This window comes from Pseudarthrobacter sp. CC12, from assembly GCF_039907755.1.
In the GTDB taxonomy this organism is placed as follows: Bacteria; Actinomycetota; Actinomycetes; order Actinomycetales; family Micrococcaceae; genus Arthrobacter; species Arthrobacter niigatensis.
Genome location: NZ_JARDJH010000028.1, coordinates 47,079 through 66,089, shown reverse-complemented (window position 1 = coordinate 66,089; position 19,011 = coordinate 47,079). Strand labels below are relative to the sequence as shown.

Genomic DNA, 19,011 nt, shown 5'->3' with positions numbered 1-19,011 from the left:
CGAAGGGCCGGTACCAATTTCCCGGAACCCCAGTACCAACTACCCAGACCAGCAGTTCCAACAAAAGCTATCTGCCATCTCGCGACGTAGGTCCCAAAGCCTCCACGCTTCACTGGTCATGAGCACGGCGACTCCGACTGACTTGGCGAACTCCTCTACGCTGGAGGTCATGCGGCGAATGTCCCCGCCTCCCGCGGATACGGTCTCCGTTTTGCGAACCTGCATCGGCCAGGACCGAGCATGTGCTGCAGCGCTGGCGATCCGCCACTCGTAGGACAGTGCCAATCGCATCCATTGGTCGTCGACTTCGCCGGCTTTGGTCAAGTGGGCGGCGGCCTCCCGCATCATCCTGGTGGTGTCGAACTTGCCAGAATAGGCCGTGCCCTTGCGCAGAGCGTTCAGCCGGTTTATTTCGTCGGTCAGCTCGGCATCGACTCTGCGCAGGTCGTGGACGAATCCGGAACTGAAATTGTCCGTGACGTATGCGTCGTTCAGGTGGTCTCGAATAAAGGTCCGATGTTGGATGCGTTCGTCAAGGGCGACAGCGAGGCTGCGATCGATCCGCTGCGGTCTCCTCCCGGTAAGAATCCAGACTGCCTGGGAGGATCCTAGCAAGGCGGCGCGGGCCGGGGTGAAAATGGCGCTGGGGCGCAATGTCAGTTCATCCTTGGCTAGGTCTGCTATGAGCCCTAAATGGTCGACGGCGGTGATCAGCCCGTATCGAGCGGCCGAACGGACGGGGTAGCCGATGAGTCCTTCGTCGTCTTTTGCCAGGGAGCTGCCTGGAGCGACCGGCTCATGCTCGCTCATCCGTGGCTCCCACCCGCGGATGGTGGTGATGGACCTCTCTAGACGCTTCAGCCATTGCTCTTCGCTCATGGCGTCAATCTACCGCCGCCCGCCCGCCCGGCTGCCACGCTCGCCCCGATGACGTCGTATCTTGATCTTCAGACACGCACCTGAGGACGAGGAGGCCTTCGTTCCGCCCTTCGCAAAGAAGTTTGGGGGCGCAAGTTGCGGGCGCTTAGGCCGACCGATGGGAGACCAATCCGACGAGTCCCTGGTGGATTGAATCTTGAACGGAATCAAAGAGGAATCCGTTTTCAGTGCCGAGGTTGGGGTTGGAAGATAACACCCACGGGCAGCTTTTGCCCTCTCCAACCATTGCCGGCGGCCGCCGCACCTTATCGGAGGATGTGGCCGGAGGGACCCCGCATCCCAGCGGTGGATCGGCCGTCATCCCGCGCGAGCGGTGCCGCTAACGTCGGGTGTTGGAGCGGCGTCGAACCGGGTCCCGGAGGACCCGCCGTCTGGCGGGTCCTCCGGGACTGTTTTCCCTTAGCCTTCGTTTTCGGACGTATAGTGTTCTTCCGGCAGAAGCCCGCCGTCGAGGAGAACAGACACCGCGACGGGAACGCCGCTGATTTTGAGCCTTGGGTACGCATATACGTTCAGCTTCGTCCCGGTGTTCTTCTTGAACGGCCGTGCCACGTTGGCGGCGAGCCCTTCGTCCCAGATGCCAGACCAGGCAGCGCCTGCCCCTTGTCCGTGCTTGACGAGCGAGTCGTAAGCCTTTTTGGCGGCCTCGAAGGCCGTGTCGGGGTTAAACAGGATGATCTTTTCCTTGTTGACGGTCACCACGGTGCCGATACAGGTGCCCTTGGCAACCAATGCGCCAGGCAGTCCTCCGGCGACCCAGCCGAGGCGGTGGTTTGTCATGGCCTCCGACTCGTCGGTGCCTTCGATTGGGGGCCTATTGGGGTCGTCGCCGGAGATGACGTGGGCCTGCCCGGAGGACAGCAGCGCCGACAACGCCTTGAGGAGGGAGATGCCCGGGGCCTGATTCTGGTTATCTGCATAGGCATTCGTAACCAACTGGACGACAGACATCGTCATGTCCCCGTCGACGGCGAACTGCTCGATGAACTCATCGTCCATGTCCAGTTCGCGGGCCAGGTTCTCCAGGACAAAGAAAGTGAGCATGACGTCGGCAGCGAGGGTGGAGGTGCGCTCCAGAGACCCGGAGGCCGCGCCGATTTCCTGCATCAGGCCGCTGATCTGGTGCTTGAGCTGATCGCGTCCGCGCTCCATGGCGGACACATACGCTGCCCAGCCGCCCGGGTGCGTCGACGCGGCGTAGCGGATGTAGTGGATCACTTGGGCGGTGAAGCGGGCGGGGGTGCCGTGGTCGCGGGCGATTTCGTTCAAGGCGTCGGTGGGGGCTTTGTCTTTGTTGAGCTTTCCGGGCCCGATGTAGAGCGGGACGAGGCGTTCCTTGGCCGACGGGGTGCTCAGTTCGTTCTCCGCCGTCAGGATCAGCTGGGTCATTGGCTTGTTCGCCTTCTTGGACGTCATGTCTGCGTTCATGCGCAGCTTGGTGGCGTTGTTGAAGATCGCTCGGGTGATGTCGGCCAGCTTGGCATCTTCCTGCTCTGCCTGACGTTTCACGGCTGAGGGTGCCAGGTCATCGATCACCCAGATGGGGGTGCGTGCGACGGCGTTTTCCATGGCAGCGGCGGTGTCCTTGGCCGCGCCGGGGAGCTCCTCGTGCCAGTCGCCGCGGTGGCGTGCCCAGAAGCGCATCATGCATTCGGCCGTCCAGGACTTGCCCTTGCCCTTGGGGCCCCACACGAAGATAGTCGCCTTGGGGCGGACCGGGATTGTCGGGCGCAGGGCGCCGGCCAGGACAACGGACGCCGTCGCTCGGTCCGTCCATGCTTCGGCATGGATGTAGATGTCCATGATGGTCCGGAAGTTCTTGCGCACCTCTTCGCGGAAGGCCTCGTCGTAGTAATCTCCGGCCGGGTTGTCCCCGACGCCGTACTTCCGGGCGGAGTCAATAATCCTCTCCGTGATCCCCGGAACCGCCGTTCCGCGCGAGTCTCCGGATCCGATGATCTGGTCTCCGACGAGGAAAACCGGGTCGCCGTCTTCGACGGGGACCCACCCCATCTGCATCCACCGGGTCTTGAAGGTGGTCTCGTCTGGGCGGTTCCGCTTGATTGCCTTCAGCCAGTTGGTGCCTTTCTCGCCCCGCGGCGGCCATTCAGGGTTCCGCAGCAGCTCACGCGGCACGGAGGCCCTCTGGCGGTGCCAGTCTTCAGGCTTGTAGCCGAGGATGGTTTCGGGGCCGGTCACGGTCGCGGTGTAGTCGCGGCCGTTCAGGTGCCAGGAGACTTCGATCTCGACCCGGGCGTCGTCGACGTCCTCGAAATCGACGTGCGGGTTGAAGATGCCGGTCTTCAGCTCCTGGTCGGTCGGCTGGCGGCGGGCTTCCATGGCCACGACGCGGCCGCCGATGTCGACGCGCCGCTCCCACCGGTATTCGCTGATGGTTCCGCCGGCGCCGAAATTGACCGCGACGCACTCCTCAACGAACTGGCCGCCCTTACCGACCCGCCAGTTGCCCGGCTTGTCTTCGTCATTCTTGGCCGGAGCGTCGGGCATGACGTCGTCGAGTTGGTTCACCAGGACCGCCCAGTTGCCCCGCTTGGCCAGGAAGTCGTCCACGCCGTCCTTTGTGGTCGACCCGTCATCGCCCGTGGTCACCTGGGGGTTCAGGTACAGGATCTCGGACATCTTGGACTTCTCCAGCAGTTGAGACGAGAGCTTGTTCGCGGCGGCGTGCACGGCCGGGTTGATGGCAATGTCGGCGTCGAAGGCGATCCAGCCGACACGGCCTTTGAGCGAGATTTCGCGCCAGTCAACGGCGTTGCCGGAGGCGTTGTGGACCCCGCCGATGGAAACGATCAGGATCCGCTCGTCCTGGGGGATGCGCTCCAGGAGTTCACGCAGCTTGACCACGGGGTTCTCGACGCCTTCTGAGCGGAGCTCCGAGTAGGTGATGCCGTGGTGGACCAGGTAGGCGGACAGGGCGGAATCGCCCTTGAGCATGCCCTCGGCAAACATGACCACCGGTGTCGTGTCGATCCAGTCGGTCGGGATGGCCGGGTGCACATCCAGCGGAGTGCCGATGTTGGCGACGAACTCGTACTTCAGCGGCTTGCCGACCTCGTTGTTCTCCGGGAACTCGGGCCGGACCTGGTAGGTGTGCGGCTCCGGCTTCTCGCCCTCGCGGGCCGCCCTCATCATCCCAGCCAGGGAATACCACGGCATGAGCATGCCGTCCTTGCCAGGGGTGGAGAGCGTGCGCTTGAAACGCTTGGATTGCCCGGAGTTGGGAACGACCTGTATCCGACGGGCCGTTTCGGTGTAGTTGGTCTTGTCGATGCGGGCGTAGCCGCGGGCGGCGGCGACCAGAGGTGCGACACCGGAGTCGGCGAGCTTGTAGGCGCCGGAACCGGTGATGCTGACGGCGTAGTGCTCCGGCTTCCACGGCGGCAGCCCCGCGTCCTCAAGCATCGTGCCGTTGATTCTTCTCGATTCTTTGTGGCCCTCCGGGACGGGGGTGGCCGGTTCCGGCGTTACCCGGACCGCCTTCGCCGTCTCGCCGGGACCCTGGGCAGTTGGTACTTCGAACGTGTTCATAACAGCCCTATGCGACCCGACGGCCGACGGGCGTTCTTACAGGATCACCCCCTGAGCGAAGAGGTGATCGCCGCCGTCCCCCACGCTTTGCCATGCGCGGAATTCTCGAAGCTGTCGAGGCAAGGTGCAGCCCCGGACAATAGATCGACCGCCGTCTGAAAGTTTCTTTCCCCGGAGGCTGGCCGGGCGTCCGTTGGACCTAGTGACCGGTCGACCGCATCGGTCACTCAGGTGGCGCCGACAGCCATGAGGGCGGGCGCTGACTTTCCGGTCGAACAGGGTTGGACCGTATCAACTCTTTTGGAGCCTTCGGTCGAAGCTCGGATCCCTGCCGGCACAGCGCTGATTGGGGCGTTAGAGAGACAGTTAGACTATTCGACCAAGAAAGAAGTAAAGAGTAGAGCAGTCGTGTTCTCTCGTGCCGTGCAGTGGCGCATTGGAGAACATCCCTCCCCTAGCAACTGTCCTTCCGACGGTCCAACAGTCGAAAACAATGCCGGCGAGCTACGAGGGAGGCGTAGGCCCGCGAATTCGCCGGGGTAACAGTGTTCGACCGGGCGGCCGAAGGCAGACGATAGGGATGCGCAACTGGTCTGACCAACGTCGCATCGCCACAGCCGTGGTTCGGCGGTCCGCAGCCGACCCGCAATGTCTGGCGTTCTCCCCCACCGCGGTCCCTCAAAGCGCAGTGGGGTCAGAGTCCGAGGGAACCACTGCTTGAGTCCCGCAGGACTTCTGCTGGCCGAACATAACGGGCCAGGGTCGCGAGGTTCTTGTGCCTGGTCGTCCTGGCCAGCCGTTCAGACGGCACACCGTTTTCCGCAGCCGTCGTGGCATGTCCAGCCCGCAGGCTGTGGCCCGTCAGATGCAGATCATCCAGCCCCGCAGCGGCCGCGCGCTCCTTCAAAACGCGGTTGACGGTCTGGCCGGTCAGTGCCTGGCCTGTCACCCTTCGGTCGGACCACGCGATGCGCTGGAAAAGTGGGGCGCGCCCCTGGATCCCGCTGGCAGCAGTCCACTCCCGCACGGCGAATAACGGATCGCTTTCCTTCACCTGTCCACGCAGAATGCCGACCACGACGCCTTTGCCCTCCTGGTCGCCCTTGCTGCGGCGAAGGGTGACGATCACACCGTCAGCTTTGAACACCAGATCCCTGACCGTCAGGTCTGCCACTTCGGACCGCCGGAAGGCTCCGGCGAATCCAAGCAGCAGCAGAGCCGCGTCACGCTTACCGCGCAAAGACTGCCTATCTATGTAGTCAAGGATCCGCCTCAGCTCGCCGGTTGTCACAGGGTGCGCCTGCGTGACGGGCTCAGAGCCCCGCTGCCGCTTCAATCCTTTCAGGACAAGTTCCACTCCGGGATTGGCGGTTGGGTCCTCCAGAGCCGAGTCCCTATGTACGCTTCTGATGGCGGCACGGGCCGCGTCGAGGGTCGATACCGACCGCCCTTCTTTGGCGCGATCCGTCAGGTAAGCCGCCACAGTTTGCGGGTCAGCCGGAAGCGGACAGAATCCATGAAGCTCGCACCACGACGCCCAATGCCGCCACGCTGACGCGTACGCCCGCTGCGTGTTCGGGGAACGGGCTGCCCGGACCGCAGCACCGATGTCCGCCCACTGGACAGCGGTCAGGACGCCCGATGACGCGCGAAGATCCGTCACGCTGCACACCTCGTGAAGCAACCCCACGCGCCGCCGGATCGACCGTCCATATCGCTGGTTTTGATACGAATGATATGTTTCCTTATCGTTCGTTTCGAGGTATTTCCGTAGCTTAGTTCGATCCGTTTCCTCAACACCGCGGGGTGCTCCGCTTAGTCAGGGCCCAGAGCATCGCGGCGCGGTCTGCCACCGGAGTCATGAGGAAGGCCTGAACAGCAAAATCGACGGGTGGCCGTTCTGGTCCCATGGACAGCTCCTCCAGAGGATCTGCGTAGTCGCCCATTGTCTCCTTTGGGTTCTGGTCTCCCGGGGATACAGCTGAAAGGAAATCGTTCACCCACGTCGTGGCCGTTATGAGGTTGATTGCCCGGCCTACCGTCTCCGAAAAGCTGTACCCGTCGTTCCGATCGCTCAGGATGAGGTCTTGGTGCTCCCAAGTCCACATGACACCGTGAGTCGCTGTGTCCTCAAGCCGCATCGCCACGGCCGCGAGAAACAACAGGTCTTCCAAATCCTCCAGCTGGTCCATCAGCAAATTGTAAGGAGCCCTGCACAATGCGTAGGTGGACCGGGCTATCGCCTCTCGTTCATAGCGGTATTGATTCCCCATGTCGCGATCTCCGTTCCGTAGGTCTGGTGATGAGTATGTGTAGGCAAATGAGGAAAACCCTCATCGCGTTGGACCCAGACGGCACCAACAAGCTTCGGAAGGAGACAAGAGGGTGATAAACGCCGTGACCAGCTGGACCTCGCCGGTGATAGTCGACCGGCGCGGCCGGCGATAGCCGATAGCCGCAGACACGGGACAGGTCACGGTGCATGCGCTATATAAAAGAGGCTCGCCTCTGACGAGTCTCGCCGGTAATGGCTGACCGATACCAGATCGAACATCCAACCCATCAAACTGCCCGGGCCATACAAGCCACCTGACCGTCCTCGCCACAAGCGACCCGGCGGGCGCCGCTGGCGCCTGCGCCGTCCATCGATGGTCAGCGGAATCTCGCTGCCTCTCCAGTATCGAAAACCGTGCTGGAGATGTCCTTTCAGACTGGCTCCCACCCCCGTCGCACCGTGCGCGGACCAGGGCCGGCCGCCCCGACTCGCGCCCCAGCAATGTCCTTCCCTGTCGTCGTGAACAACGCAACAACCCATCCGGCGCGGACGTCTTGCCATGCAGCACGCGGAAGTTAGGGAAACGGCAGTCTCGTTCTGGGTCTCGTTTGGGGGATTTGCGGCAATTTACAGCCGCGCTTCTGGCAGAATCAGAGCCGCAAATTGGTGAAGTTTGCTGGTGGGCAGCAATTGTTCCTGCGTCTACGCATGTTCCTTGGTATGAGCAAACTATCGCGGCCCATGCCGCCATCAGTGAAGAGATTCCCCCGGACGTACCGTGGATCGCAAGTCCAAGAGACTACTGCGTTTGCGGGCGTCGGCATCGTTCTGGAAAGAACAAGAAGAGGCGCCCAGGATGTCGCTCCGTCCGGGACCTCCTCCGGTAGTGCCGGCAGGTGTTCCCAGTGAGCGCTCAGCACCCGCGCCGGAAGACGCCTGAGAGCATCCACGCAGCGATGCTGCCCTCCGCCTGTACCCTGGACGGCGTCAGCACCGCCCAGCGCGTCGACCCCTACTGGGACGAACTCTGGGTGCCAGGCAGTCAGGCAAACTGGACTACCGCGTACGCCGAGAGGTACTACCGTGACCACGGAGGCGCACCGGGCGTCCCGCCGCGCCTCCTCATGGAACAGGATGAATATCTTCCCCTTCTGACCACAAATCGGGGCCGGGTGAAGCGCCAGAACGCATGGTCCGTCATTCACGCCTACCGAACCGTCACGGCAGAACAACTCGCCGCGTTCGCGGGATGCCGGACATTTCTTGATCACCGGTCCGCCCCCCTGGCCGCTTCCTTCGCCAGCGACCTCATCGATTTCGGATGGTTTCCCGTTCCCCGGCGATACAGCGGCATCACACCGGGCAGGAACATCCTTTACCGTCCTGCGGCCACGGACGTCTTCAAGCGGCTTATCGAGCCAACACTGACCGGGCCCGAGTCGCTGACTGTGACCGGCGGCCAGCACTGGTCCTCGGGAGGACAATACGACAGGCATAATGTGCTTGCCGCAGAACTGGCCCTCCGCGCGTCAGAGTACCTTCCCATCGGAACCGTCATGGGCGAAACCTTCGCCTCCGTAGACCTGCTTCTCGGCAGCGGACTCGGCAAGACCGTGAAGAAGCCGGACAACCGAAGGGCAGACGGCGTGATCGTTCGCAAGGACGGCCTCCGCATCGCCTACGAGATCACAGCAACCGCGTCACGCGGCCTGGAAAGCAAGGTCCGCCGATGGGCCCAGGCTTTAGCGGCGCACCCCCTCGAAACGTCGGGCCTGGTCTTAGTTTTCATCGCGGCTCCGCACCCCGACCGGAAAGACGGGAAGAATCCTCTCACTGCGATCCGCAACGCCATCGCGGAAGTCCTCCGCGATTTTCCCGGAACGGGCAGCGACTCACCCACCGCCCGCATAGGTGTCGCGTCATGGGACGACTACTTCCCCTCACGCCACGAACTGAGCGAAAATTTCTTCCGCCTCGAAGCAGATTTCGCCGTCGGCAACGGAAAAGGCGCGGCCAAATGGATCCCCCGAGGGCTCCTTGACGAACAGAAGTTCGAGCCCTGGACCGAGACATTCGACGCGAAGGCAGTCATCGACAACGCATCATTGCTGGGAGCCACGCCCCATTGGTTTCGTGAAGCAGGGAAGGATTACACGCAACTCATTGGGAGCCCCATGGACAGGGCCGGTGTATCCGTTCCGCACCCGGCACCTGCCAACGCAAAACTCGCGAAGGGACGGGCACTCGGCTCCGGGGTAGGCTCCGCAAAAGACACCCAGCTCCCCCGCAGGCTCCGAATCATCGGATGACGCAGAGTCAGGTTCGTCATGGGAGAAACCGACCACAGTGCCCATACGTGCGGCGTGAGTGGACGGCGCCTTGGGCAGGCGCTTTGACGGTAGCGGCTGGGCTTTAGCCTTCGCTTTCGTCAGTGACAGGAGATGCCCCGAGTATCTTGACGAAACGATTCCTGATCCTGAGCTTCCGCTCCTCGAAGAACGTCGTGAAGTCCGCAAGATCGAGGGCTAGTCCGTCTAGATCGTTCTCCGCCAGATAGGTCGATCGCTTCTCTTGGTTCGGGAAGGCATTCGCGATCCAGTCGGACGGAAGAGCCGCCTGTTTCTCGCTGTTGACAGTGCCTGCGAGCAGCTGGAGGTTGGGCAAGAGGTTGACGGCGGCGAGGTACTCGTTGACCTTGTCCTCGGCAATTCCGGCATCGATGAGCTTTTTCTTAGTGAAGCGGGACTTGGGGAAGATGTGATCCTCGTGGAACTTTTTACCCAGATCCAACCCAGGGTAGAGCACCGATAGTACGGAGAAGGTGCGCTGCCCTGCGTACTTGAGGTTAAGCAGCTCGTCGATCTCTGCTGCTTCAAAGGTCAGGCTCTTACCGACCGCCGTCATAGCCGCCTCGACGGCCAAGACCGGAAACCCTGAGGTTGTGTTGGCACGGAGTACATCGCGAATACGAGTGAGGAGGGTGTCGAGCCCGGATCCCCATATGCCGCGCTTTATCAACGAGCGGTTGATCCAACGCTGGAGAACCAGGCGGTCGGCCGCGTCGGCGCTGGAATCGAGGTAGGAGTCTCCAGCGCCTCGAAGGTGAAGGTAGTGCGCGATTGGAACGATGACGCTACTGGCAGTCAGATTGCCTTCGCTGTAACCGAACTGCTGGAGGAGGGTTGCAGCCCGCAGCAGTGCGCTCTTGATCTGCGGCCAGGAAGTCTCGACCTTCGCCATGTTTGCATGGGTGAAGTTTGAGACTTTGAAGCGGACGTCAACATCAGCGATGGTCAGTGCTGTCTTGAGGACGACGTCCTTTGAGAACGCGAACTGTCGCCCGGCATTGCTGTTGAGGTCGCTTACGAGGGAGCGGACCTCTTCGCGGGCGTCGAGATCCCTCCACTGGTTGGTGGCCATCGACAGTAGAAGGTCCGAGTATGACAGCGTCGTACCACCGCTGTTGACCCGCACGAAGATTTCCAGAACCTTATCAGGGTCCTGGTCGGTGACCAGGAAGTAGTTCATCGGCTTAAGGATGCGAACCGCCTCGTAGAGGTCATACATTCTCTGAAAAGCAGCCCCGGAGTTTGCTATGTGGCGTCGCTCCAGCTCTTTCATGATCGCCGGGCCCGAGTTGGCTAGATCGAGGACCGCTCCAACGCGGAACCACTTGTCTTCGCCACCCTCCTCGCGTGCAGCATCTTTATCGGTGAGAAAGCGCAGGTCGTACTTGAGGCCCAGCTCCTCATCGGCGGGGTCATCTACGAGGTTCAGGTAGAGCCGCTTGACGGGGAACGCGTCGGGACTGTTCCACCAGGCGTACTTCTTCTTCTCGGCAAAGCTCCCGTAGAGGGCGATGTTCAACGAGGTCAGACGTTGCTGCCCGTCGAGGACAGCTGTGGTTCCGTTGCCCGCCGGGACTGTGGCTTTGTCGGCGTAGGGGTTGTCCCGCTCGTGAAAGTTCGTCAGGAACTCGTAAAACGTATAAGACTGGGCGGTCTCGGGCTTGACTTCCCACAGCAGGAACGAGCCAACCGGATAGCCACGCATGAGGCTATCAACAAGCTTTGTTATTTGGTTCACATCCCAGACAAACTCGCGCTGGATCGCAGGCATGAGGTACTCCCGCTTATGGATGGCGGTCAGCATCTCCTCGATGCTTCGCGGGGTCTGGAACGACATGGGTTACTTCCTTTGGTCGGTCTTGGGGAGGAACAGGTTTGACCCTCAGGTGTCGATCTAGTCCTCTACGGCGATCACGGTGTCGTAGAGGCCATAATGCCGGAGGCCCTTGTGGGACTCGATGCCGGTGTACGACAGGGACGCGTCCTCGTAACGGCGGAAGGCGAAGACGGCTTGGTTCATGTGGGTCGCGTTAAAGACCCCGAGGTTGACAAGCAGGTGGAAGTCGGCGACGCTCAGGCCTGTGACTGCCCTGAACAGATCCGGTTCTAGCTTGGTGATGACGTCCTGGAGGGTGTTCTCGCGGAAGTCCGTGAGGTACATGAAAGCCGGGATACGGGTGGCGAACTTGACCAGCTTCTCTTGAATCTGTTTGCGCTTGGACTTGTACTCCTTCTCCTCGGCAGTCAACTCTTTCGTCTCTGCGGGCGTGATCTTTTCGCCCTTCTCCTTCTTCGCCTTTTTCACGGCCTCGCTCTTGTTGACGACAGTCTCGAAGACTGAGCTGCCCAGTGCGCGGAAGCCCTCGATGTTCATGACCGCATCCATCGCCGCCGGGTTACCCATGATGCGGCGCAGGGTGTCGTTATCGACGTTGACGAGGATCGCCGACTCCCACTTTCGGGCCAGTAGGGTAGCCGAGGTGCCGGCCATTGCGATGTCAAGGATGCCGCCGGCATCCACCTGGGTCATGTTCGATCCGTCGTATGCAAGCACCGGCAGAAACTTCACCAGCTCCTCGACCGCTTTCTCGGCATTCGGAGTTTCGGGCGAGAGGCCAATACCGTAGTCCGAAATCTGACGCAGCGCACGGGTCGGAGCGAAGTCGAAGACGAAACATACGGGTTTGAGGACGGCTTCCTCGTTCGGATCGTCCCCGTTGGGGTTCTTGATCGACCAAGGCGATTGGACACGGAACGCGGCCTGGAAGTAGGTCTCCGGCGAGTTGAGATTGCGGAGCATCAGGATCGAGGACCACTGCTTGACCGTGACTCCGGTGGTCAACTTTCCGCAAGACAGGGTGATCGTCTTCGTGTCATGGCCGTCCCGGATGGCTTCACGAACCGGAGGAAGCGCGTCGCGTCCGATCCCTGCGTGGGGGCCTGCGACGGTGAGTACCTGGTAGTCGTGCCAGAACACGTTCTGACGCTCAGCCAACAGGTTTGCCATTGCTTCGCAGGCCGCGACGTTGGGCAGGAACCAGAACGAGTGCTGCAGGTACGGCAGGAGCCGGGCGTCGGAGTATGGGAACGGCGGGCGCGTCCCCATTCGCATTGCGTCAACCTGGGTAGGCATGTGAGCGCCGCGGATGAGTTCGAGCCACTTCTGAACATCAGTCTTGCGCGTGAACTCGGCATCCGGGCCGGTGCCCGTGGCGTCGAAGAACGCGTTGAGATCGAACTCGTCGAATTCACCCTGGTTGGCGACCGCGACCAGATCGTCTGGCATCTGGTACGTGAATAGACGCATTTCAGGGAGCGCCCCGTACGGGTTCCACTGACCGGGATGCGCCTCTGCATACTGGGCCTTGGCGCGCTGCTCGTCGGTGTAGGTCCAGTTGAAGATTTGCTCCTCGATGAACTCCCCGGTGGCCAATGCCTTGAATGGCGTGCCCGAAAGGTACAGGTAAGCACGAGTTGTGATCGGCAGGAACTCGTCCTCGTCGTTGCCGAGCTCATCAAGCTCCTCATCGAACGCGACGAGCGCGTCGTCGTACTCAACGGCGAGTTCCTTCTTCGCGACTTTCTCGTCCTCGCCCTCGAAAAGCTCCTTCGCGGACTCGCGCCAGGCGCCGAAGTGGTACTCGTCGAAAATCACGAGGTCCCAGTTGGTAGTGTGGACCCACTCATTTTTCGACTTGATAAGGCCCGTTTTCTTGTCCCTGCCGAGCAGATCCTGGAATGAACCGAAGTAAACCATCGGCCGGTCGCGTTCGGCGGATTCAGGGTCAACCCCGTTAGCGGCGGAGAGGTACTGCCAGCCATTGAAATCGGAGTGTGATTCAAGGTCGGCCTGCCAGGCATCCTCGACGGCAGGCTTGAACGTCACAACGAGCACCCGTCGGGCGCCGAGCCGTTTGGCGAGCTGGTAGGAGGTAAAAGTCTTGCCAAAGCGCATCTTGGCGTTCCATAGGAACCGCGGTACCCCATTCGGGTTCTCGGCCCAGATCGATTTGTAGTAGTCCGAAGTCTTCTCAACAGCCTTCGTCTGCTCGGGGCGCATCCGGAATGTCTCATGATGTGTGCCGGTGAGTTTCACCCCGGTGCGCAACTCCGTGATCGCAGTCTTCACGTCCTCGGGGGTACAGCGCATCCATTCCCGCGCCGATCCGAAGGTGGGATTTTCAAAACCCTTCTCGATCAAACGCCTCCGCACATCGCTGTCTCGGAAAGCACTTCCGCCGTCATACTCAGCAAGTTCGTTGACATGCAGGGTGTACGCCTGCTGCATCTGGCCCTGCGACTCGCGGATGCGGGCGTTTACGTCGCTCTTCGTAGTTTGACCGACTTTGATAAGCCCCGCGTAGTCAGCGGGAGCATCGTTCGGGGACCATGCGTAGATGCGCAGTCGCGCCGTCGGTTTTTCAGGGAGGAGTTCGTCGACGTCCCTACTCATCGTCGTCCTCACCGCTGAGTTCGTCGAGCAGCGTGGCCTCGTGCTCGGCAACCTGCGACTCGATGAACGTGATCTCGTCGGTCGTCAGGTCGTAGCGCTCGTAGAGCAGCGCGTCGGTCCAGTCCCGGTCCAGCGGAACATCGGGAACGAACGCATAGACATCGCGAGTGGCGTGCTGGGTGGACTTTCGGAGGGAGACGAGAAACCTCACAAACCTGGTGCGGAGGTACAAGGAGTATCGATTTGCCTCCTCCTCAGTGGGAAACCTCCCCGCCACGAGGTAGGTCTCCGTGCAGGCAGCACCGGGACCGGCGATGATCGGTCTCGAGAGGAACTTTGTCTCCACAGCTGCGCTCGTGCCCTGCACGGCTGTCATCAAGACTTTCCACTCGTCGATCCATGCACTATTGACCGGGATGTCGTTGCGTTTGACCCAAGACATCTTCCGAGACCCGAACAGCCGAACCGGGTCAAGAATGCCTCGGTTAGTCTCTTTGCCGTGGAAGTTGGTCGGAAGTCCGAACGGCTTACGGCTGGAGACCCGAGCGTCGAGGGTGGGTTCGTTCTTGACCCGGACCTTGTCGAGGATGGGTATGGCTTCGTTGCGGCGGACGAGAACGTCGTAGGCATCAAGATAGCGGGCGACGGGTTCTCCGACGGGCTTCCCGTCCCACATGGTCTGAACAGTGCAGGGTCCGTCGTAATTGCGATCCCACAGGAAGTAGGAGACGCCACCTCTGATCTTTACTCCAGGGAAGGCTTCGTAGAGTTTGGGATAGTCGACGATGTCGCGCATGCGGTGGTCGGAGAGCATCTTTTTCCGGTACTCGTCGAGCCCCTTGCCGCCCGCGAACCAGCGAGATGGGGTCACGAAGACGGCGAATCGCGGGTCGAGTGCGAGGGCCTTCTCTACGAACATTTGGTAGATCGGCGCCGCCGAAGTGCCGTATCCACCGTCGCTGAGCTGGTACGGCGGGTTGCCGATGATTACGTCGAACTGCATGTCTTCTCCGAACAGCTCGGCTATCCGAGCTTTGACGTCGTGGGTGTGAATCAACGCGTAGGCATGCGTTTCGAGTTCGTCGCCGCGGCCGTAAGCGTCCTCGCTGGCACCGCAAAAGATGCATCTACGGTTGGTATAGATGGTGATTTCATCGCCGGTAAGGGGTGCGGAACGGAACTCTCGGGTGCCGCCGCCCCACGTGTGCTCGGTGCGCTCAAACCAGATGTTCCCGTCCGTGTCAGGGAAGGACTTGGCGACCGAGTGCGGCCCACTGGCATTTTTCGAGCAGTACACGCTACGGCGCGCCAGCAGCCCGGTGAGCTGGGTAATTGCGATCGCGTAGACCTGACGAGTGAGGATGTGGTCGACGCGCGCCTCGCGGCCGGGAAACGCGGACGCCAGACCGTCGATAAGGCGGCGGACGATTTCACGCAGGAAAACCCCGGACTTTGTGAAAGGGTCAAGGAACGTCACATTCGGGTCTGCCCAAATGTCGGCCCCGCCGTTTGCATCGGCCCAGGCGGTGGCGAGGGTGTCGAGCATCTGGTTGGCGAGCTCCGGCGGGGTAAATACCTCGTCGTTGGAGAGGTTGGCGATGCACGTTAGAACGTCGGGATTGTGCCCGCTTAGAGTGAACGGTGCGACGCTCATATGGTCACCTGCTCCGCGATCTCTCGGACGTTCATCGACGGAAATGTCTTGGTCGGGGTGAAGAGGTCTTCGTCGTCGAGTTGACCGAAGAGAGTGCCTTCGAAGGAGGCGCGCTGAGTGAGGGCGTCATAGCGGAAGTCACGACGCTGGTACTTTCCCTTGCCGAGGTAGCCCCACTCGGGGAATGTGATTGGCCCACCGCCGGAAACAGTCATGGTTAGGGCGTCGCCTTCCACGATGTTCACTGCCAGCACCGCTCTGGCCGCTTGCGCCCACTCATCTGCGTCTTCAATGTCCAGGAAACTGTTAAAGACCGTGGCGAGGTTGATTCGGCACTCCTGAGCGTTGTCGGCCAGAAGCTCAATCCCGTAGGTGCACATGAGGGCGAAGAGAGCGTAGTGTCGCTTCTCGAAGTCGCTCTTGCCGTGGCGTAAGTGGACGGTGACGAGCTTGCGGACCAGGACGGGAAGGAGGAAGTTTCCGGAGCCGCAGGCGGGTTCAAGGACACGGCTGTCGATCCGATCGGATTCGTCTTTGACAAGGTCGAGCATGTCTTCGACCATCCAGGCAGGGGTGAACACTTCGCCGTGGTCGGCCACGCGCTGTTTGGACTTAATCAGGCGCTCTACCTCGTTCAGGCTCATCGCCGCTCCTTCACTTCTTCTTGCTGTCAGGGTAGGTCAACCCAACGACATTTGAGTCGGACGACTCGTAGCGCCGGGGCGCTTCTGCGGACCGCATCGGTGCGCGACCGGTCGTCAACCTCGCTGGCATGAACTTCCAGGGCGCCCGATCCAGTGAGCAGTCACGCCCCGTCAGTGATCCAGGCGTAAACGGCGTCTTTGGTGAGGCCGAGATGGGTGGCGATGTCGTCAGTTGACAGCTGCCGCTCGGTCATGCCGGCCCTCCCCCTGGCACTCCGGCGGGGCCAGCGCTCCTGATGCTACCGGAGGGAGCCGGTTTTGACCTGAATTTGCCTTGACGTTGATGGCGATTTTCGATGACGATGGGGACAAACCAAGGGCTGCACACACACTTGCTGGACTCGACGACGAGGCCGGCGGGGCGAACAAACACGAGGTGTTAGGCGTTGTCATCATGCGCGCCAGCCGAGGCCAGCACTTTCTCTTGGAATGAGCGCCCGATTAAGACCTCCTGGAACACCTTGTCGAGATCACCGGTCGCCTTCAAATATGTCCTGACAGCCGTCTAGGGCTGACTAGGCAAACCACAGGGCACACCAGACTGCCCGGAAGCGACCGCGGACACAGGCCCCCAGCATCCCCGCCAGCAGTGAAAAATCGCGACTAGCGGCGCATCAGAAGATCGGAGAGTATGCTCATCGAAATAGATCTTGTAGTCATTTCCAGATTCTTTGCGATGCTACAGCTATCAGTACGCTGGCGGCACCATGGTAAGGGGGTGGACACGTTGTTCGAATGGACGCAGGGCTTGAGGCCCGCTCGAACCGACTACGTGCATCCCATGGCATGGCAAGAAATACTGTTCCGACGTTTGACCGGCGATCACAGTGCAGCGCCAGCAGGTGAAAAGACCGGAAGAGCTGAGTTAGCGCTCGACCTGGGTAGGAACGTGTACTTCTCTGTGGGCCGTGTATTACCTGATTTCGGATTTCAAGCAGTCGCCCACAACCCACAAATACGCGTAGCCCAAGTTGTACTGAAGTCTTCACCGTTTGACACGGGTGGACTCATTGCCGGGAAAATACCACTTCGGCGTGAACTTAGTCCAGATGATCTGAAGCAAACTATTGCATCGAACACCTATGCGGACCTCGAATACCTCACCCCCATGAAAAACTGGATAAACGCTTCTTTCGATAGTGCCGCAGACTACGTTCTCGGGCATAGACCGCGCACTTCTACAGTTGACATTATTGATATGGCTAAATCTGATGAACCAGCATGGTCCTGGGAAGGGCGAATTATCGCCGAGGACTATCAGGAGCCCCCACTCATGCCCGTCCGGCTCTTCATAAGACATGATGACTACCACTTTTATACAAAATGGGTAGAACACTCATCATATCTCCTGGATGATGAATATTTTGAACATTTGGATTTTCTTGAGGACATCGTTAGAACCGTCGATGACCCGGTGAAGTCAATGAAGGAGTTCCTGTGCAAGGAGACGCCCGAATGATGATGAAGTTAGTGGGATTTGTTGCTGAAACTATTGGCAACGAAGATAATCTCGTCATCGCTGACGCAATTATCAGAATTGACGGTAAAGAATTCGTCGCACCGAAGCCGGATTGGAAAACTGACGACTTGCGCCCACTGGTCGCCAGTCAGCGCAATTTTGTTCATTGGCTAGACTCGAGTGAACATCGTGAAATCGCAGAAGGGAATTTCGTTTGGGTCGCTGGAAGCGGTTTCGTCGCGGTTCTTTCAACCGACTACGTAACGGAAATGCGACGCCAAATCGCTGCGTGGAGTGTCTACACACGCGGGATTCGGTGGAGAATTGGCAATCGTACAAATTTCCGCCAATTTCAAATCCAAGTTGGAAACAACATTGAAGACGCCTTTTTCAAACTTCTCCGCACAGGCGGCAGCGTAGACTCCATACGCAGCCTGACCAAAGTATATGAAAACCTTCCACTGCCACCGACCTTGGAGAGAAACGCCTGGCTGGGCCTCATCTACTTGGAAATCGGCCCTTTTCGCTCATACAACAACACTGCCCGGACTGCTATGCGCGACGGATTAGTTCAATCAACAGAAGAATTCGATAAACTAGTTCAAAGGCGCCGGAATTTGATCAAGCAAAAGCCAATTATCGAGGTAGCATCTTCCGTTGAAGTTCTACCTTCGAACGATGGGGATACGACAATCGCCATCATTTCAAAGTTGCCAACATATGGGAATTTGAAGCCGAATATACGTGCCCTTGATCCGGCTCTGCCTAAGTCAATTTTCGGTTCACGAAAATGGAGAGAAGTTCCAAAGACGTCAGTTGTTGAGATAATTCATAATTACGACGCAAAGAACCAGGACCCATTGAGAGGTTTATTTAGGTGAACGAAGAATCGCAGCGTCCTGCACTCCCAAATTTCGCGGAAAATCCGGAAAACATCAGTTCTGATCGCAGCTCGGACCAAGAGTCTGCGCCATATTCCAGAGTGCTCGATGCTATTCGCCTTGAAGAGCGGCAGGAAATTTCCGATTATGAAGTTAACATTCAGCATGAAGGGTACGAAGACAGGCTTAGGGAGGCCTTAACTCAATACAGCTCTGAAACGAAGTTTGAACCAGGAGATCTTGTTCAGTGGAAGACCTACATGCGGGATGCGATCTTCCCCTACGCTGGAGCCCCGGCAATTGTAGTCAGCTACCTTGATGACCCGATCACAACACTTAGGGATGGAATGAGGTTGCCCGAGCCTAGGAACTTAGTTCTCGGCTACCTCGACGGGGCTAATGAGTTTGTGATCGGCTTTTACTCGAGCAGGCGATTTACACAGTGGAACCAAGTGGATACGGACAATTCACCCGGCGAAACCGATTAGTTGGAATCGAAGCGGACTGATTCGGCCTCAGCCCGTCCGGCACCTCCCGGCGCCACCTAGGGACGCCGTCATCATCATAGTTATTCCTCCCGAATGGGCCGAGGATCGTCTGTCCAGGAAATTCGCAATTCCTCAGCTTCGGGACCGGTGCCGAGAGCGCAGGAAGGGTGTTCTGCGTGGCTCTACATCCGCGGCCTTCTCCTCCACGGCCGAAGGGTGCAGTTCCACTTTCGCCGCGGCCGCGCTCGGAGAAAACTGGTG

Annotated in this window: 12 protein-coding genes; 4 read left to right on the top strand and 8 right to left on the bottom strand. The window is 59.9% G+C overall.

The genetic code is table 11. The features are described from left to right. Positions 1-39 precede the first annotated feature (39 nt). From PV772_RS17165 to PV772_RS17150, 4 genes are all read right to left on the bottom strand, one after another. Positions 40-879, bottom strand: coding sequence for a hypothetical protein (locus PV772_RS17165; RefSeq protein ID WP_347886925.1), 840 nt, complete (start codon positions 877-879; stop codon positions 40-42). 459 nt (positions 880-1,338) lie between these two features. Continuing rightward, positions 1,339-4,488, bottom strand: coding sequence for a hypothetical protein (locus PV772_RS17160; protein WP_347886924.1), 3,150 nt, complete (start codon positions 4,486-4,488; stop codon positions 1,339-1,341). A 694-nt stretch (positions 4,489-5,182) separates the two neighbouring features. Next, complete coding sequence (locus tag PV772_RS17155; protein WP_347886923.1) at positions 5,183-5,779, bottom strand: site-specific integrase; 597 nt, start codon at positions 5,777-5,779, stop codon at positions 5,183-5,185. A gap of 502 nt (positions 5,780-6,281) precedes the next feature. Next, entirely contained in the window at positions 6,282-6,680 is a 399-nt protein-coding gene (locus PV772_RS17150; protein WP_347886922.1) for a hypothetical protein, read from the bottom strand. A gap of 988 nt (positions 6,681-7,668) precedes the next feature. Between PV772_RS17150 and PV772_RS17145 the strand changes: the two genes are divergently transcribed. Then, positions 7,669-9,072 carry a hypothetical protein gene (locus PV772_RS17145; RefSeq protein WP_347886921.1) on the top strand — a complete coding sequence of 468 codons (1,404 nt, stop codon included), beginning with the start codon at positions 7,669-7,671 and terminating at the stop codon, positions 9,070-9,072. A gap of 103 nt (positions 9,073-9,175) precedes the next feature. Here PV772_RS17145 and PV772_RS17140 read toward each other — a convergent pair whose 3' ends face one another. Genes PV772_RS17140 through PV772_RS17125 form a run of 4 tightly spaced genes read right to left on the bottom strand, consistent with a single transcriptional unit; the run spans position 9,176 to position 15,862 of the window. After that, positions 9,176-10,948, bottom strand: a complete 1,773-nt coding sequence (locus PV772_RS17140) for a DUF262 domain-containing protein (RefSeq protein WP_347886920.1) — start codon at positions 10,946-10,948, stop codon at positions 9,176-9,178. 57 nt (positions 10,949-11,005) lie between these two features. Beyond that, positions 11,006-13,564: a DEAD/DEAH box helicase family protein gene (locus tag PV772_RS17135; RefSeq protein WP_347886919.1), complete on the bottom strand. Its 2,559-nt coding sequence runs from the start codon at positions 13,562-13,564 to the stop codon at positions 11,006-11,008. Next, positions 13,557-15,218: an Eco57I restriction-modification methylase domain-containing protein gene (locus PV772_RS17130; RefSeq protein WP_347886918.1), complete on the bottom strand. Its 1,662-nt coding sequence runs from the start codon at positions 15,216-15,218 to the stop codon at positions 13,557-13,559. Before PV772_RS17130 ends, PV772_RS17135 begins: the two co-directional genes overlap by 8 nt. After that, positions 15,215-15,862: an N-6 DNA methylase gene (locus tag PV772_RS17125; RefSeq protein WP_347886917.1), complete on the bottom strand. Its 648-nt coding sequence runs from the start codon at positions 15,860-15,862 to the stop codon at positions 15,215-15,217. The genes PV772_RS17130 and PV772_RS17125 overlap by 4 nt, the downstream gene beginning before the upstream one ends. Before the next feature lie 778 nt (positions 15,863-16,640). Between PV772_RS17125 and PV772_RS17120 the strand changes: the two genes are divergently transcribed. From PV772_RS17120 to PV772_RS17110, 3 genes are read left to right on the top strand one after another with little or no spacing between them, the layout of a single operon-like run. Next, complete coding sequence (locus PV772_RS17120) at positions 16,641-17,381, top strand: hypothetical protein (RefSeq protein ID WP_347886916.1); 741 nt, start codon at positions 16,641-16,643, stop codon at positions 17,379-17,381. After that, positions 17,378-18,262 carry a hypothetical protein gene (locus PV772_RS17115; protein WP_347886915.1) on the top strand — a complete coding sequence of 295 codons (885 nt, stop codon included), beginning with the start codon at positions 17,378-17,380 and terminating at the stop codon, positions 18,260-18,262. The genes PV772_RS17120 and PV772_RS17115 overlap by 4 nt, the downstream gene beginning before the upstream one ends. Continuing rightward, positions 18,259-18,750: a hypothetical protein gene (locus tag PV772_RS17110; protein ID WP_347886914.1), complete on the top strand. Its 492-nt coding sequence runs from the start codon at positions 18,259-18,261 to the stop codon at positions 18,748-18,750. Before PV772_RS17115 ends, PV772_RS17110 begins: the two co-directional genes overlap by 4 nt. Positions 18,751-19,011: the final 261 nt, after the last annotated feature.